At 54.3% G+C, this 17,274-nt stretch carries 12 protein-coding genes and 2 pseudogenes; 11 read left to right on the top strand and 3 right to left on the bottom strand.

Annotated elements, in window-relative coordinates; all coding sequences use genetic code 11:
- Positions 1 to 66 precede the first annotated feature (66 nt).
- Together lysA and P0D43_RS01355 are read right to left on the bottom strand one after the other, a co-directional pair.
- Positions 67 to 1,374 carry a diaminopimelate decarboxylase gene (lysA, locus tag P0D43_RS01360; protein ID WP_159569012.1) on the bottom strand — a complete coding sequence of 436 codons (1,308 nt, stop codon included), beginning with the start codon at positions 1,372 to 1,374 and terminating at the stop codon, positions 67 to 69.
- Between the two features lie 78 nt (positions 1,375 to 1,452).
- Positions 1,453 to 1,560, bottom strand: a pseudogene (locus tag P0D43_RS01355) (lipoprotein); the annotation flags it as partial.
- Between P0D43_RS01355 and cyaY the strand changes: the two are divergent.
- Positions 1,559 to 1,885: an iron donor protein CyaY gene (gene cyaY / locus P0D43_RS01350; RefSeq protein WP_394673060.1), complete on the top strand. Its 327-nt coding sequence runs from the start codon at positions 1,559 to 1,561 to the stop codon at positions 1,883 to 1,885. The pseudogene P0D43_RS01355 and the gene cyaY sit on opposite strands and share 2 nt — an antisense overlap.
- Positions 1,886 to 1,890: 5 nt before the next feature.
- Here the strand turns inward: cyaY and P0D43_RS01345 are convergent, their stop codons facing one another.
- The gene (locus tag P0D43_RS01345) at positions 1,891 to 4,371 is read right to left on the bottom strand and encodes a penicillin-binding protein 1A (RefSeq protein WP_394673059.1); all 2,481 of its coding nucleotides are present in this window, start codon (positions 4,369 to 4,371) and stop codon (positions 1,891 to 1,893) included.
- Positions 4,372 to 4,551: 180 nt separating this feature from the next.
- Between P0D43_RS01345 and P0D43_RS01340 the strand changes: the two genes are divergently transcribed.
- The 10 genes and pseudogenes from P0D43_RS01340 to P0D43_RS01295 all read left to right on the top strand — a co-directional run bounded on the left by P0D43_RS01340 (position 4,552) and on the right by P0D43_RS01295 (position 17,264).
- A complete protein-coding gene (locus P0D43_RS01340; RefSeq protein WP_159569008.1) occupies positions 4,552 to 5,520 on the top strand; it encodes a hypothetical protein in 969 nt (322 codons plus the stop codon).
- Positions 5,511 to 6,089, top strand: a complete 579-nt coding sequence (locus P0D43_RS01335) for a PilN domain-containing protein (RefSeq protein ID WP_159569007.1) — start codon at positions 5,511 to 5,513, stop codon at positions 6,087 to 6,089. The genes P0D43_RS01340 and P0D43_RS01335 overlap by 10 nt, the downstream gene beginning before the upstream one ends.
- A gap of 124 nt (positions 6,090 to 6,213) precedes the next feature.
- The gene (gene pilO, locus P0D43_RS01330; protein WP_394673058.1) at positions 6,214 to 6,720 is read left to right on the top strand and encodes a type 4a pilus biogenesis protein PilO; all 507 of its coding nucleotides are present in this window, start codon (positions 6,214 to 6,216) and stop codon (positions 6,718 to 6,720) included.
- Entirely contained in the window at positions 6,717 to 7,235 is a 519-nt protein-coding gene (locus P0D43_RS01325) for a hypothetical protein (protein WP_394673057.1), read from the top strand. The genes pilO and P0D43_RS01325 overlap by 4 nt, the downstream gene beginning before the upstream one ends.
- On the top strand, positions 7,232 to 9,313 hold the full coding sequence (gene pilQ / locus P0D43_RS01320) for a type IV pilus secretin PilQ (protein ID WP_394673056.1): 2,082 nt from the start codon (positions 7,232 to 7,234) through the stop codon (positions 9,311 to 9,313). The genes P0D43_RS01325 and pilQ overlap by 4 nt, the downstream gene beginning before the upstream one ends.
- 49 nt (positions 9,314 to 9,362) lie before the next feature.
- Positions 9,363 to 9,923, top strand: a complete 561-nt coding sequence (locus tag P0D43_RS01315) for a shikimate kinase (RefSeq protein WP_236550812.1) — start codon at positions 9,363 to 9,365, stop codon at positions 9,921 to 9,923.
- Positions 9,920 to 11,014, top strand: a complete 1,095-nt coding sequence (gene aroB, locus P0D43_RS01310; RefSeq protein ID WP_394673055.1) for a 3-dehydroquinate synthase — start codon at positions 9,920 to 9,922, stop codon at positions 11,012 to 11,014. The genes P0D43_RS01315 and aroB overlap by 4 nt, the downstream gene beginning before the upstream one ends.
- A 2-nt stretch (positions 11,015 to 11,016) precedes the next feature.
- Entirely contained in the window at positions 11,017 to 12,150 is a 1,134-nt protein-coding gene (locus P0D43_RS01305) for a deoxyguanosinetriphosphate triphosphohydrolase (protein WP_394673054.1), read from the top strand.
- A gap of 9 nt (positions 12,151 to 12,159) precedes the next feature.
- The gene (locus P0D43_RS01300; protein ID WP_394673053.1) at positions 12,160 to 12,864 is read left to right on the top strand and encodes a hypothetical protein; all 705 of its coding nucleotides are present in this window, start codon (positions 12,160 to 12,162) and stop codon (positions 12,862 to 12,864) included.
- A gap of 156 nt (positions 12,865 to 13,020) precedes the next feature.
- A pseudogene (locus P0D43_RS01295) lies at positions 13,021 to 17,264 on the top strand (glutamate synthase-related protein).
- The last annotated feature ends 10 nt before the right edge of the window (positions 17,265 to 17,274 follow it).

The following is a 17,274-nucleotide window of genomic DNA, read 5'->3' as shown; positions in this document are numbered from 1 at the left end:
AAAAAGCCCCGGTTCTTTTGAATCGGGGCTTTTTTTATGCACTGAAAAACCAGGCATTGAGCGCGGTTAAACGTCGAGTTCAGGGCGCAGCTGATCTTCGATGGTTTCGCGGCGACGAATCAATGTGACCTTCCCGTTTTCCACGAGGACTTCGGCAGCACGGCCGCGACTGTTGTAGTTCGATGCCATGGTCTGACCATAGGCACCTGCTGACAGAATGGCCAGGTAGTCGCCTTGTTCAATGGCCAGGGTACGGTTTTTGGCCAGCCAGTCGCCCGATTCGCAAACCGGGCCCACTACATCATATTCTTGTGCCGCGGCATGGGGGTTGTTCTGCACAGCCACCACGCCGTGAAAAGCCTTGTACATGGCGGGGCGCATCAGGTCATTCATGGCGGCATCGACAATTGCGAAGTGCTTGCCCTCGTTTTCTTTCAGGAATTCCACCTGGGTGAGCAGCACACCCGCATTGCCTACAATGGAGCGGCCTGGTTCGAATGACAAGGTTGGCATGCTACGACCCTTGGATTGGGCCCAGCTTTTCACTTTGGCAATCAGTTTTGGCAGTACTTCAGCCGGTGTGGGTGGTGTTTCATCAAGATAACGAATGCCGATACCGCCGCCCAAGTCGAGGTGGTGTATTTCGATGCTCTCCAGCGCCAGCTGGTCTAGCAGTGCCAGCACCCGGTCAAGCGCATCAAAGTAAGGGCTGGCGTCGGTCAGCTGCGAGCCAATATGACAATCAATGCCATGAACGTTCAACCAAGGGTGCGCATTGGCAAACTGGTATACCCGTTTGGCTGCATTCATGGAGACGCCGAATTTGTTCTCTTTCAGGCCTGTGGAAATGTAGGGGTGGGTTTTTGCATCCACGTCTGGGTTGACCCGCAGCGATACGTTGGCGATGCGTTGCATTTTTTCTGCCACTTGAGCCACACGTTGCATTTCCGCTTCAGATTCGACGTTGAAGCACCCCACACCTTGCTCGAGTGCGTATTCGATCTCTTGGGTGGATTTGCCTACGCCCGCAAACACTGCTTTTTCGGGGGCACCACCGGCCGCAATGACACGCGCCAACTCACCGGCAGACACGATGTCGAATCCGGCGCCTTCTTGGGCCAGCAATTTCAGAATGTGGATATTCGAGTTCGCTTTGACCGCGTAGCAAATCGTGACCTGGGCCAAACCCTGGCAGGCGCTGGCATAGGCGCGATAAGCGGATTTGATGGAGGTGGCGGAGTACACATACAAAGGAGTACCAAATTCCTGCGCCAAGCCTGAAAGCTCTGTGCTTTCGAATTGAAGTTCGCCACTGGCTGCGTCAAACTGCAAGTGAGGGTTGAGGTCGCTGGGCTTCACTGAATTGTTTTGCACGGTAAAATTTGCTCGAAAATTGAAGGTTTAGCGGTTTTGTTCTTGTTCAGGTTTGTCGTAGCCAGCAGGCTTTGGCAAGGGGGCCGGTGGCTCGGGCAAATAAAGTGGCCCGCGTTGGCCACACGCATTCAAGCCCAGCGCAAACAGGGTGACAATAGCCAATGTTCTTAGAGGTGATTTTTTCATGACAGATACAGAATTCCAGGCCGTGGTGGATGCCACCTTGGTTCAAGTAGAAGAGTATATTGAATCCTTGGTCGATACGCTTGACCTTGATGCAGATTCAATGCGCTCGGGCAATGTATTAACCCTTGATTTTGAAGACAAAGGCAAGATGATATTGAACAGCCAGGTGGCCAACCACGAGCTGTGGCTGGCTGCGAAATCAGGCGGGTTTCATTATCAATATTCCAATGGCGACTGGTTTGACACCCGCAGTAAAGTCCCTTTTAAAACCCACTTTGTGGAACTGCTGATTGGTCAATTGGGGCAGGCCTGCCCCAAGTTTTAATCGGTTCAGTTGTTGCCAAAAAGTCGCTCAATCTCGTCCCGAGGCTGATCGCGCGAGCGGGCTGGTGCAGCATGACTGGTGCCATCGCCCCCGCCGGTCGGGTTGCTGTTGATTGGCTTTTCCCCACTGCCTTCCAGCATGCCGCCCAATCCTTTCAAGAAGTTGAACAGGCTTGGAATGTCATCACTGCCACCGTTTACATCAATGCGGGCTACACCGTTGCCGGGCGTGTATTCGGAGTAGTAATAATTTCCGTCAATGTATTCGATACCAGGAGGCACCACTTGGGGTTTCTCAGGCAGGTCGGCCAACGCCACTTTCATGTAATCAATCCAGATTGGCAGGGCCAAGCCGCCACCCGTTTCGCGGGCCCCCAGGTTTCTGGGTTGGTCGTAGCCCACCCAGGCAACCGCTGAAATATCCCTGTTGTACCCGGCAAACCAGGCGTCGTGGCTGTCGTTGGTGGTACCTGTTTTGCCAACAATGTCGCCACGGTTCAGCACTTTAGCCCGTGTTGCGGTGCCGCGTTCAACAACCTCGCGCAACAGGCGTGTGGTCAGGAATGCATTTCTGGCGTCGATGACCCGGTTGGCCTCTTCGCCCGCCACCGCTGGTCGCGCACGCGCAACAATGCGGCCTGTGCCATCGGTAATTTTTTCAATCAGGTAGGGCTTTACGCGATAGCCCGAATTTGCAAACACGGCAAATGCGCTGGCCATTTGTAGCGGGTTGGTGGTGACCGCACCCAGTGCCATGGTTAGATAGGGCGGTACGTTGGCCGCGGGAAAGCCAAATTGGGTGGCCCAGCGCTGACCGTATTGCGGGGTGATTTCTTGCAACACGCGAATGGACACCATGTTTTTGGACTTGGCCAAGCCTTCTTTGAGCAGCATGGGCCCATCGTACTTGCCGTCGTAGTTTTTCGGGCTCCAGTCTTTTCCACCTGGTGTGTCCGCAGGTACGAAAATGGGCTCGTCTGCTACCAGTGTGGTGGGCGTAATGCCTTTCTCAAGCGCCGCGGAATACACAAAAGGCTTGAACGCCGAGCCAGGTTGGCGAGTGGCTTGCGTGACATGGTTGAATTTGTTGCGCGAGAATTCAAAGCCGCCTGACAGCGCGCGAATGGCGCCGTCTTTGGTGTTGATGGCGATAAATGCCGCTTCTACTTCAGGCAGTTGCGTGAGCATCGGAGGCTGGTCTTTGCGCTTTAAAATGCGCACGACAGCGCCACGCTTCAGTCGTTTGTTGGCAGGCGCGCGCTCATTGAGCCAGCTTTCCGCAGGCTTCAGGCTTGCGCCAGTGAGTTTCAAGGGTTCGCCTGCACCCTGTGATACAACAACTTCAGTGGGGCTGGCAGACAGCACAACCGCGCTTTGCAAAAAGCCGTAGTCGGAGTAATCGCTGATGTTGTCACCAATGACTTCTTCAGCTTCTTTGGGGTCGTTGGGTAACTCAATGTAACCTTCTGGGCCGCGAAAGTACTGTCGCAGTTCGTAGTCCATCACGCTGTTGCGCAATGCGCGCTCGGCCGCGCGTTGTTCTTTGGCGATCAGTGTGGTGGTGACGGTGATGCCCGAGGTATAGGCTTCTTCGCCATACATTTCAACCACAGCCTGGCGGGCCATTTCAGCGGCGTAGTCTGCCTTGATGGTCAGGCCCGTTGTGGCTTCGATATCGTCGCCGTTGACTTTTCGGTTGCGGTACACCAGCTCGGTTTTCAGTGCCTCTTCGAATTGCGTATCGTCGATATATTCCAGGTTGTTCATGCGGCGCAGTACATATTCCTGGCGAACACGGGCACGGCTGGGGTTCACAATTGGATTGTAGGCAGAGGGGGCTTTGGGCAAGCCCGCCAGCATGGCTGCTTCGGCGGCATTGATATCGCGCAGGGGTTTGCCAAAATAAACCTGTGAAGCGGACTGAAATCCATAGGCACGTTGGCCCAGGTAAATCTGGTTGATGTACAGCTCCAGAATTTCGTCTTTGCTCAGGCTGTCTTCGATTTTATAGGCCAACAATACTTCGTAAAGCTTGCGTGTCCAGGTTTTGTCGCGAGTCAGGAAAAAATTCCGTGCCACCTGCATGGTGATGGTACTGGCACCTTGCGTGCGCCCACCCGAGGTGACGTTGGTGACCAAGGCGCGTGCAACGCCCATGAAGTCAATGCCGCCGTGCTGGTAAAACCGGTCATCTTCTGCTGCCAGAATGGCCTGTTGCATGACGAGGGGCACTTCAGTGATGTCCACCGGGCGGCGACGTTCTTCCCCGAATTCACCGATCAGCACCCCGTCTGTGGTCAACACGCGCAACGGCACTTTGGGTCGGTAATCGGTCAGCGTGTCCAGGTCGGGCAGCTTTGGAAAAATTAGCGCCAGGGCGACGCCAACCAAGAGTGCGCCTGACACACCCAAACCAATAAGTACGGCGAGGGTGGTTGCGATAAAGCCATCGGAGTGGTGCTTGAGGCGGATTTTGTTTGAATTCACAGGTCGGTGCAGGATTGGTGTTAGTGGCTACATTGTATCTGCCAACGCACGGGAATTTCCGATCGTTGACTCTAGTGATGAATTCATGGTCTCCCCCTAGTGGTTGTCCCCCTCCAATGAGGGTTAGCTGCTTGCGCTGAATTCTCTACCCTGAAGCTCTACCTTGCTCAGGGTTTACTCATGAAATCAGCTCGACATTGGTTTTTCAGCTTGCACGCGGGCGCGGCCCACGCTTTGTCCATCTCTTTCAGCGGAGGACGGTGGCGGTGGGTTTATGGAGAAATAGAGCGTCAACAGATTTTGTCCTTCAAATCGATCAGGGCTTCGGGTGGCGGTACTTTGGAGGTCGTCCCGAAGGATGATGCCCTGTTGAGCGCAGTGTCGCTTGAGCGGGCGATTGCCCTGGTAATTCGGGAATTGCCGCCTGCTTTGCCCAGACCGCAGTATGTGGTGGTCTCCGTGCCGTCCAAACATGCTTATTTGGGTGAGATTGGTGTTGCCAAGGATGAACGCGAGAACTTGATCCGGTTCCAGATTCAGGAACTGATGGAGGCTGCTGCGGGGGAATCTGAACGCGAGGCGGCTTTTGATTGGCAGGTCAAGGCTGAGTTGTCGGATGGCAGCGTCAGTTTGGCTGTGGCAGGAATTGATCAAAAACAGGTGGATGAAATATTGCGCGCTTGTCAGGCGTGTGGGCTGACTTGCCTGGGCATTACGCTGGACACCGTTGCCGCCATGAACGGGTACTTGCAGATGGCACCTGCGGCGCTGAAGTCCGCTGACATCCGTTTTTTGCTGCACGGTGAGTTGTCTCGCAATCATGTTCGCTTGGCTGTTTTCTCGCAGGGCGTGTTGTTCAATGAAAGTTGGGAACACAGCGAGGAAGGATTCTCGGTGGTGCAAGCGGTGTCTGCACTGGAGCGTTTGGTGTCAACCTGGACCCGCGATGGCGCGCCCGAGGAAGTGGCCTCGGTTCGATTGATTCTGGGCGGCGAGTTGATGTATGCGAAAGGCTGCGAATCAACTGCCAAGCGCAGTCAGACCCTCTCGCCTCGTTTGATCGATATTGCACCCCGGAAGGAATTACAGGGACGCTGGCACGATGATGTGGTGCCTTTTGGTGCGCTGGAGGCCATGCCATGCGAGTGATTCTGTTCAATCTGTATCCCTATCGTGCGTTGCGTGAAAGTCGCAAGAAGCGCCGCTTGATTGCTGAGCTGGCCGTGGGTTCTCTGCTTGGACTTGGCGTTTGTTACGCGATTGGAACTGAATTTGAAGCACGGGTAGACAGGCAGGAGATATTTCTTGGGCAGTTAAGTGCGATGGAGTCTGAGATGGCAGCCCGGGTGATTGAGGTTCAGGCCATGAAGGACAGGGTTGCTGTGCTGAATCGTCAGGTCAGTGCTTTGGAGGCTGTGGAGAAAGAGTCGATTCTAGCGAGCAGGTGGGTTTCTTATCTGGATGGCACCGTGCCCTCCAACGTGTCCATGACACGGTTGTTTGTCAGCAAAGAGGTATTGATTCTCAATGGATTTACAGAAGCCGTGTCGAGCCTGGCTCAGTGGGTTGACCAAATGGAGGCGGGCAACGGTTTATTTGAGTCGGTTGATCTTGTGTCGGTAACCGAACCGAAAAAGACGGTGGATGGGGCGATTGATAACCGGCATTTGTTTGAAATCCGGGCAATTTTGCGAGGTACCAATCATGCGCCTGGATGAGCTGAGTCTACGGGATTTAATTGAAGAATTGCTTCTTCTGCCTTTTCAAAAAAGGCTTTTGCTGATCGCGGGAATCTGGCTGCTTGTTTTGGTGTTGGGGTTCATTCTGGTTTGGAAAAACAGTTTGGATACGAGCACGCAACTTGAGGTCAGCATTCAGGAATCCTTGGCACGTTTGGATACCCAATCGCAATTGTTGCTGGACCAACCTGTGATCGAAGCGGAGCTGGCTCAGTTGGAGGTGCAGTTGCCTTTGTTGAAAATGGCGCTTCCCTCTGAGCGAGAGTTGGCTTCCCTTTTGGAGCGCATCAATGATGTGATTTTAGACCATGAGTTAAAGCTGGCGGAGTTCACACCCAAGGCGTCTTTGAATCGCGAGGTGATGCGTGTGGTCCCCGTGAAAGTGAGCGTGCGCGGCAGTGGCGAGGCGATTTCCCGTTTGCCCAATTACATTGCTGCGTTGAGCCGGCAAGTCAGTTTGAGCGAGTTTGACATGGCCTATCTGCCCGATGGCGGCGGGTGGCAGATGACCGGGGAGCTGAATGCTTTTGCACAGTTGCCCAAGAATGCACCGAGGGTGGTTGCGGACGAACCTGCTCCGGACCAGACCGTGGAGAGCCCAAACCCATGATGGACTTTCTTTTCTCGATATTGTTGGTGCCATTTTTCCCGGAATTGGATGATCCCAGACGAAATCATGCCGGGGCTATCACTGAGTTTGAGCAGCGCCTGAGCGCGGGCCAAAAACAGGCGGTGGGGGAAGCGGAACCCAGCCAAGACCACCTGAAGTCCAAGGGCAGCACCTTGAGTATTGAATCAGCCGAGTTACCTCCGATTACAGGTCGTTTGTTTCAGTGGTCCAGCAGTCAATGGGGCGATGAGGCCAACCGACGGGCCGCCATTGATTTGTCGGCGGAGTCGTTGCGCCTCACTGGTTTGATCGAATCTGCGGGTCATCAGGTCGCCATACTCAATGATGGACAAATGGACCATGTTGTTGGGGTGGGCAGCTACGTACTGGGCCTTTACAAAGTGACCTCGTTTGGACCGGGGCGGGTTGTGCTGTCAAGAATAGACGCCAGGGCGGGAGACAAACGCCTTGAATTGAATTTGATGCCAGTGAATACATTCGGGGACGCTCAATGAACAATCAATTGCCCACACTCGGGTTTGCACCGAAGGTTTTTAAACTGGCTGCACTCGTGTTTACCTTTCTTATTCATGCTCAGGTTCATGCTTTAAGCATTGTCGACGGCAGCCTTGAGGAGCTTGCCGACCAGGCTCGAATCACGCTGACATTTGACCAGAATTTTGATGGCAAGCTTGGATTGTTTCGCATTTCGAATCCGGCACGGCAAGTGGTCGATTTCCCCGTCGAGCTTGGCAACAGCACTTTGCCAATCGATTTGCCTCCGGGTGGAAGAATCAAAAAGACGCAGCTGATTGCCGCTGGCGGTAAAACCCGCCTGGTGTTGGAGTTGGCTCAAAATTATGAAGTGCGGCTTAACCAGAAAGATCGATCCGTTGAATTGATATTTTCGGGGCCTAAGCCCTTCCGACCCGATGGTGGGCAGGCAGCGATTTTATCCGAGCATAGTGCATTGAAAGACACGGTTGCGAAGGCAATGGGCAGGCCAGCCGTGATTGCGGAAGGCCCGATCTTGAAAGCATGGAAGTTGGAGAAATCTGCCAACAGACATATATTAAGGCTGGAGTTTGACCAGCCTGATATTGTTGCGGACGCAGTACTTCTCAATAATCAATTGAAGGTTCGATTTGCGAATGTGCGACTTGCTGCCGGTGTAAAACAGCAACTGCAAACTGGTGAGGATTCACCGATCAGGCAGCTTGAGTTGAAACCGGGTGATCTGGCCCTGACAGTTCAAATGCAGCTCGATGGAGCCACTCACCTGATACGTCAAAGTGGACCTGTTGTGGAAGTGGAGGTGAATCGGGTGTCATCAAGTGTTGTCTCTGGCAAGGCAATTGAGATCAAGCTTGCGAGTTCAGATCAAAGTCTGGTGGCACGCTACATTGGTCGCCCAATTACGCTTGATTTCAAGGATGCGGACATCCGCACCGTAATGCAGGTATTTGCCGACTTCACCAAGATGAACCTTGTGTTGAGTGATTCCGTGCAGGGCAAGGTGACGGTATTTTTGAAAGATGTGCCCTGGAATCAGGCTTTGGACATTGTGATGCGTTCCAAGGGTTTGGTATCGAGCCAGTCGGGCAATGTGTTGTTGGTGTCCACGCCCACCGATGTGAACAATGATCAGTTTCAATCGGCAAACCGTCGTGCACAGGACGAAATGGAGCCGTTGGTGTCGAAGGTGTTCCAGGTCAGTTATCAGAAAACAGCCGATTTGGTGGCATTGATCAAGTCTGAAGATTCCAAGTTGTTGTCCGCCCGGGGCACCTTGATTTCTGATGAACGCACCAGCCAGATTTTTGTGCAGGATACCCCCACTAGGCTGGAACGTATCAGCATGATCGTCAATGGACTGGACAAACCCGTGAAGCAAGTGATGATTGAAGCCCGGGTGGTTTTGGCAGACACTTCGGTGTCCAGAGTTTTGGGCATCCGGTTAAGGGCTTTGTCCTCGCGAGCTGATCCTGGTTTCAAAGATGTTGGTGACCAGTTTGGTAGCGGTAATTTTCTGAATACGGGTGTTGAGAATGGAGCCAACCTGGGCTACACACTGTTCAATGCCAATTCCACCCGATTGATTAATTTGCAGCTCAGGGCGCTTGAGCTTGAGAACAAGGTGCGCACGGTGTCAAATCCACGTGTGATTACCTCTAACAAAGAACCTGCCTTGATTGAGCAGGGTACGGAAATTCCATACCAAATTGCAACCAGCAGTGGGGCAACGGCCACCGAATTCAAGGAGGCCAATTTGAAGCTGGCGGTAACCCCGCAAATTGCGCCTGATGGCACTGTGTTGCTGGACGTGGATGTTGCGAAAGACTCTATCGGCATCGAGACCTCCAATGGGCCCGCGATTGACACCCGCCGCGTGAAAACCAAAGTATTGGTCAGCGATGGGGGTACAGTGGTTTTGGGCGGTATTTTTGAAGAGGACGACAATGTGTTGAATGACAAAACTCCGTTTCTTGGAGATATCCCGGGCCTGGGTGTGTTGTTTCGCGGCAAAAATGAATCCAAGCGTCGTGCCGAATTGCTAATCTTTTTAACGCCGGTTGTGCTCACAAGCCAATAACACAAGCTTTACCGTACAATGATTTGATTGTTCACAAAGATTCAACGAAGTGTCTAATCAATGCATTGTGCTGGTGGGCATGATGGGCGCCGGCAAAAGCACAGTCGGCAAGGCCTTGGCCAAGCATCTGTCCTGGGAATTCACTGACACCGATCACCTGATCGAGCATCAAACGGGTGTCAGCATTCCTGTTATCTTCGAGATTGAAGGCGAAGCGGGTTTTCGTCGGCGAGAGTCGACTGCACTGGCCAGCTTTGTCGGCAGGGAAAGGCAGGTGATTGCAACCGGCGGTGGCATTGTGCTGGCCGCAGAAAATCGTGAAATTCTCAAGCAAATTGGTGCGGTGGTTTATCTCAGCGCTGCTGCTGGCGAACTTTATCAACGCACTCGCCTGGACAAAAATCGTCCTTTGCTTCAAGGCCCCAATCCTCGCCGAAAAATCGAAGAGTTGTTGGCTGCGCGCCTGCCCCTGTACAAAGAGGTTGCGGATGTGGTCGTTGAGACCGGCCGTCAACCTGTTTATCAAATCGTTAATAAAATCAGCCACGCCTTGAACCTGGGACAAAAAACCCCCGCAGGCACAGAACAGAAGGCCACCGGAACAGAATGAGTCAATACACCCTTCAAGTAGATTTGGGAGACCGCAGCTATCCGATTCACATCGGAGCGGGCTTGCTAGGTCGCCCGGAGTTGTTCGAGCCCCATGTGGCGGGCAAAACCGTGATGATTTGTACCAACACCACCGTGGGCCCCCTGTATGCAGATCGCTTGAAATCTACTTTGCAGCAAGCCGGCGCCAAGCAGATGCACATGGTGAGCTTGCCCGATGGCGAGGAATACAAAGACTGGCCCACCTTGCAGCGTGTTTTCGACGCCTTGCTGCAAAATCATTGCGACCGGAAAACCGTGTTGGTGGCATTGGGCGGCGGCGTGATAGGCGACATGGGTGGATTTGCCGCTTCGGCCTTCATGCGCGGTATTCCCTTCATTCAGGTGCCCACCACCCTGCTTAGCCAGGTGGACAGCTCGGTTGGCGGAAAAACCGGCATCAATCACCCCTTGGGCAAGAACATGATCGGTGCATTTTACCAGCCGCAAATGGTGGTCACCGACATTTCTACGCTAAACACATTGCCTGATCGTGAACTGAGTTGCGGTCTTGCTGAAATCATCAAACACGGGGCAATCGCTGACACGGATTACCTGGACCTGGTCGAGACCAACATGCCCGCCTTGCTGAACCGCGCCCCCGAGTTGCTGGCCTTGGTGGTGAAACGTTCTTGCGAGATCAAGGCCGATGTGGTGTCCAAGGACGAACGTGAGGGCGGGATTCGCGCCATTTTGAATTTTGGCCACACCTTTGGCCATGCCATTGAGGCAGGTATGGGTTATGGGCAGTGGTACCACGGCGAGGCGGTGGGTTGCGGCATGGTAATTGCTGCCGACCTGTGCCGCCGCATGGGCCGCTTAAGTGCTGAAGAAGCTGCGCGCTTGACGAAAGTGGTGATTGAAGCCCGGCTACCTGCCATTCCGCCACGTTTGGGTGTGGACAGGTTCATGGAACTGATGGCGCACGACAAAAAAGCCGATTCAGGTTCCATCAAATATGTGTTGCTCAATGGTTTGGGTGGAGCCTCCACGTCACCAGCCGATGAGGCGCTGGTGCGGCAAACCTTGCAGGAAATGGGGGCGGGGGACTAAACGTGCGCAACTTCGAACTCAGCCTGGCCCCTTATGCCGTCAGCTCCACAAACACCCGTGGCCGATTGCATCCCGAAAAAAGCCCGGAAGGACGCACCGAGTTCGAACGCGACCGTGACCGAATTATTCACAGTGCTGCTTTTCGCCGCCTGGAGTACAAAACCCAGGTGTTTGTGAATACCGAAGGTGATCTGTACCGAACCCGCCTTACACATAGCCTGGAAGTGGCGCAAATTGCGCGCAGCATTTCCCGAAATCTTGGTTTGAATGAAGAGCTGACCGAGGCGGTGGCGCTGGCCCATGATTTGGGCCACACACCGTTTGGTCATGCGGGTCAGGATGCGCTCAATGAATGCATGGCCACGCATGGTGGTTTCGAGCACAACCTGCAAAGCCTGCGGGTTGTGGATGAGCTGGAAGAAAAGTACGCAAGTTTCACTGGCTTGAATTTGTGCTTTGAAACCCGCGAAAGTATTTTGAAGCACTGCTCAAGGCCCAACGCTGAAAAGCTGGGCGAGGTGGCCGATCGTTTTTTAAGCAATCGCCGCCCCGTGCTTGAAGCACAAGTGACCAACCTGGCCGATGAAATTGCCTACAACAACCACGACATTGACGATGGCTTGCGTTCAGGCTTGATCACGCTGGAACAAACAGCCGAAGTGCGCCTGTTTAAAATACACCTGGACCGGGTTAAGGCCCGGCACCCCAACCTGGAAGGGCGCAGGCTGATTCATGAAACCGTGCGGGGCATTATCAATGCACTGGTTCAAGACCTGTTGCATGAATCCGAACGTCGAATTGAAACCATGAAACCCACCTGTGTGGCTGACGTGCAACTGGCGGACAAGCTGATTGGTTTTAGCAGCGAAATGGCTGAACTCAATCATGAGCTGAAAGTGTTCTTGCGCAAGGCACTTTACCAGCACTACCAAGTATTACGGGCCACATTGAAAGCGCGGCGCGTGGTGGAGGAGCTGTTCCAGATTTTCATGGGCGATCCGCGCTTGTTGCCACCTCAGTTTTATCGCCGCTCTGAGGACGACATTCCCCGCGCCATTGCCGATTACATTGCTGGCATGACCGACCGCTATGCCATGAAAGAGCACCAGCGCCTCACCGTGCCTGGTGTTCAGTAATTCATCACGATGGCTCGACAAGCCCGCCTGTTCATTCCTGACTGCCCCATGGTGCTGGAGTTGCAGGGCATTGCAGACCAGGAAGTATTCAATACCCGCGAGGCTTTTTCGCTGTTTTATACCCAGTTGCCATTGAGTGCGGCTGAGGAAGAGGTGGCCATTCATGCCTATTGCATGGTGCCTGCCGGTGCGCTGATCATGATCAGCACGTCGGAGGCCCCCAGGGCGGGGCGGTTTGTCCAAAATCTGAATCGTCATTTCTCGCCGGCCGTGCGTCAGGTGCAAACCGTACATTCCAGTGCGTTGTGGGAGCCTCGTTTCAAGTCCACGGTGGTGCAACCCGGTTTGCACAGCCTGAAAGCGTGCCTGTTTGTTGAGCAGTTGGCAGCCCGTGCGGCGGGTGCTCCCGATTTGGCCACTTACCCCTGGAGTAGTTTTGCAGCCCACGCTGGGGTGGTGAATGAGGCCTGGTTGATCGATTTGCCCGTGTACTGGCAGCTGGGCAACACGCCATTTGAGCGCCAAAGTCGATACCGACAGTTCAGTGAGCAGGGCTTGAGTGAGCGCGATTGCCAGGAGTTGTCCCACTGCTTGCAAAAAGGTTGGCTTTGGAGCGATGATGCTTTCTGTGTGCAAATTCAAGAGCTTGCGAATCGTTCGGTTCGACCTCGGCCTCGCGGTCGCCCAGTTTTAAAAAAGAAGAGCACCGACTAGGTGCACGAAACACATGAATTTAATTGGTATGTCCCTAATTCTTAGGTCCTAATTTTGATGGGGTGCTTAAAATGGGGTCAGACCCCTTTTATTTTTCTTGAGAATCTTGCCGCGCTGCAGTAAAGTGTCCCACGTACCGAAATCAGGGGCTTTTCCATGCAACAAGACATCCGAAAGATTGCCGAAGAAAAAGGCATGTACTCCGCCAGCAATGAACACGACGCCTGTGGCGTTGGTTTTGTGGCGCACATCAAAGGCAAGCGCACGCACGACATTATTGCGGGCGGCTTGAAGATTCTGGAAAACCTGGACCACCGTGGCGCCGTAGGTGCCGACCCCTTGATGGGCGATGGTGCCGGTATCCTGATTCAAATTCCCGATGCCTTCTTCCGCGAAGAAATGGCCAAGCAAGGTGTGACCCTGCCACCCGCTGGTGAATATGGCGTGGGCATGTTGTTCCTCCCCAAAGAAACCGCTTCACGCATTGCCTGCGAACAGGAAATTGAGCGTGCCGTGAAAGCCGAAGGTCAGGTGTTGCTGGGTTGGCGCGATGTGCCAATTAATGCCGACATGCCCATGAGCCCCACCGTGCGTTTGAAAGAACCCGTGATTCGCCAGGTGTTTGTAGGCCGTGGCCGCGACATCATGGTGACCGACGCGCTGGAACGCAAACTGTATGTGATTCGCAAGCGCGCTGTGCACGCCATCAAGAATCTGAACCTGGCGCACGGCACTGAATACTTCAGCCCTTCCATGAGCGCCCGTACCATTGTGTACAAAGGCTTGCTGCTGGCCAACCAGGTTGGTGAGTATTATCTTGACTTGAAAGACCCACGTTGCGTGTCTGCATTGGCACTGGTTCACCAGCGCTTCTCCACCAACACATTCCCCGAGTGGCCGTTGGCTCACCCTTACCGCATGTTGGCCCACAACGGTGAAATTAACACCGTGAAGGGCAACTTCAACTGGATGCGTGCACGCGAAGGCGTGATGAAAAGCGCTGTGTTGGGCGACGACCTGCAAAAACTCTACCCGCTGATTTTCGAAGGCCAGTCTGACACCGCCTGTTTCGACAACTGTCTGGAACTGCTGGTGATGGCCGGCTACACCATTGCCCAAGCCATGATGATGATGGTGCCCGAGGCGTGGGAGCAGCACACTTTGATGGACGACAACCGTCGTGCCTTCTACGAATACCATGCAGCCATGATGGAACCCTGGGACGGCCCCGCCGCCATGGCTTTCACCGATGGCAAGCAGATCGGAGCCACGCTTGACCGCAATGGCTTGCGCCCGGCCCGCTACATCGTGACTGAAGACGACTTGGTGGTGATGGCTTCTGAATCAGGCACATTGCCCATTCCAGAAAGCAAGATCGTGAAGAAGTGGCGCCTGCAGCCCGGCAAGATGTTCCTGATCGACATGGAAGCCGGTCGCATTATTGACGACGACGAGTTGAAGAACCAGCTCAGCGCAGCCAAGCCTTACAAGCAGTGGATCGACACCATCCGTGTGAAGCTCGATGAAGTGGAAGGTCAACCTGAGCCAATCGAGCCGCTTGAAACCTTGCTGGATCGCCAACAGGCTTTTGGTTACACCCAGGAAGACCTGAAATTCCTGATGGCGCCCATGCTGCAAAACGGCGAAGAAGCCACCGGTTCCATGGGCAACGACAGCCCATTGGCCGTGATGTCCAACAAGCTCAAGCCACTCTACGACTACTTCAAGCAGCTGTTCGCACAGGTCACCAACCCGCCGATCGACCCGATCCGCGAGCGATGGAAACCATTGCCGAGATGAGTCTGGGCTTGCCCGGTGACCTGAGCCCCGAAAAGGCGGAATACAACTACATCAAGGCGGTGGGCAAGGGGTTGATGAAAGTGATGTCCAAAATGGGCATTTCCACTTACATGAGTTATACCGGCGCGCAAATTTTTGAAGCGGTGGGTTTGAACCAAACCTTTATTGATGCTTACTTTGCAGGTACTCCCACCAAGGTGGAAGGCATTGGCGTATTTGAAGTGGCGGAAGAAGCCATTCGCGTTCACCAGTCCGCATTCAGCCCTGACCCCGTGTTGGCTGGCGCTTTGGATGCAGGTGGTGAATACGCCTGGCGTACCCGCGGTGAAGAGCACATGTGGACACCCGACGCAATTGCAAAATTGCAGCACGCCACACGCAGCGGCACCTACAACACTTACAAAGAGTACGCGCAGATCATCAACGACCAAAGCAAGCGTCATATGACTTTGCGCGGGTTGTTTGAATTCAAGATCGACCCTTCAAAAGCCATTCCAATTGAAGAAGTGGAAGCGGTTGAGGAAATCGTCAAGCGCTTTGCAACCGGCGCCATGTCACTGGGTTCCATCTCGACTGAAGCCCACTCCACACTGGCTGTTGCCATGAACCGCATCGGCGGCAAGAGCAACACCGGTGAAGGTGGTGAAGACGAGAAGCGTTACAGTGCCGAACTGCGTGCTGGCCTGGACAAGTTTGGCCCAGGCACCGGTCCGATTGCTGAGGGCGCAACACTGAAAAGCGAGTTGGGTGATGTAGTGGTTGCTGACTTCCCCTTGAAGAAAGGCGATTCACTGCGCTCACGCATTAAGCAGGTGGCTTCTGGTCGTTTTGGCGTCACCGCTGAATATCTGACTTCTGCTGATCAAATCCAGATCAAGATGGCCCAAGGTGCCAAGCCCGGTGAGGGCGGTCAACTGCCTGGCGGCAAGGTGTCCGATTACATCGGCAAGTTGCGTTATTCCGTGCCTGGCGTTGGCTTGATTTCGCCGCCCCCGCACCACGACATTTATTCCATTGAAGATTTGGCCCAGCTGATTCACGACCTGAAAAACGTGAATGCACAAGCCTCTATCTCGGTGAAGCTGGTGTCTGAAGTGGGTGTGGGTACCATTGCTGCCGGTGTGTCCAAGGCCAAGGCCGACCACCTGGTAATTGCCGGTCAAGACGGCGGCACAGGTGCATCGCCCGTGTCTTCAATCAAGCATGCAGGTACCAACTGGGAACTGGGCTTGGCTGAAACACAGCAAACATTGGTGTTGAACGGCTTGCGTGGTCGTATTCGCGTGCAGGTCGATGGCCAGATGAAAACCGGCCGCGACGTGGTGATTGGTGCCATGTTGGGTGCAGATGAATTCGGCTTTGCCACCGCACCGCTGGCGGTTGAAGGCTGCATCATGATGCGCAAATGCCACTTGAACACCTGCCCCGTGGGTGTTGCCACTCAAAACCCCGAACTTCGCAAGAAGTTCACTGGCAAGCCCGAGCACGTGGTGAACTATTTCTTCTTCGTGGCCAATGAAGTGCGCGAAATCATGGCGCAGTTGGGCATTCGCAAGTTCGACGACCTGATTGGTCGCGCCAACTTGCTCGACATGAAAAAAGGAATTTCACACTGGAAAGCCAAGGGTCTGGACTTCAGCCGCTTGCTGTGGGTACCGGAAGGCACCACAGAGCCCCTGTTGCACACTGGCGGCCAAGACCACGGTTTGGACAAGGCACTGGACCAGAAACTGATTCAGTTGGCCAAGCCAGCTTTGGACAAAGGCGAGCGCGTTTCCTTCATTACACCGATCAAGAACGTGAACCGCACAGCCGGTGCCATGTTGTCAGGCGAAGTGGCCAAGAAGTACGGCCACGCTGGTTTGCCCGACGACACCATCCACATTCAGTTCACTGGCACGGCTGGTCAATCCTTCGGTGCTTTTTTGGCACATGGCGTAACGGCTGACCTGGTGGGTGAAGGCAACGACTATGTGGGCAAGGGCCTGAGCGGTGGTCGCATTATTGTGCGCCCCACCAACGATTTCCGCGGCCTGTCTGAAGAAAACATGATCGTGGGTAACACCGTGTTGTACGGCGCCATTGCAGGTGAAGCATTCCTGAGCGGCGTGGCCGGCGAGCGTTTCGCGGTTCGCAATTCAGGCGCAGCTGCCGTGATTGAGGGCACTGGTGACCATGGTTGCGAATACATGACAGGCGGTACTGTGGTTGTGCTGGGTGAAACCGGCCGCAACTTTGCCGCTGGCATGAGTGGTGGCATGGCCTACGTGTACGACATCGATGGCCTGTTCTCCAAGCGCTGCAACATGGCACAGGTTGAGCTGGAAGAGGTGGTGTCCGCGACTGAGCAGGAAGCCTTGAGCAACCGTGAAATTTGGCACAGCCCGGCACGGGGCGCAGACCGTCAGCCAGACGAAGTGATTCTGAAAGGACTGATTGAACGCCACGCCCGTTACACCGGCAGCGAACGCGCCAAGGAAATTCTGGAAAACTGGGGCACAGAGCGCAAGAAGTTTGTGAAAGTGTTCCCGACCGAATACCGTCGCGCCTTGAAAGAACTGTATGTGGTAGCGCAGGAAAAACCTGCAGTGGCTGCTTGAGAACCAACCT

The sequence above is a fragment of the Limnobacter sp. genome (assembly GCF_043511195.1).
GTDB lineage: Bacteria > Pseudomonadota > Gammaproteobacteria > Burkholderiales > Burkholderiaceae_B > Limnobacter.
This window is presented reverse-complemented; position numbering and strand designations above follow the sequence as displayed.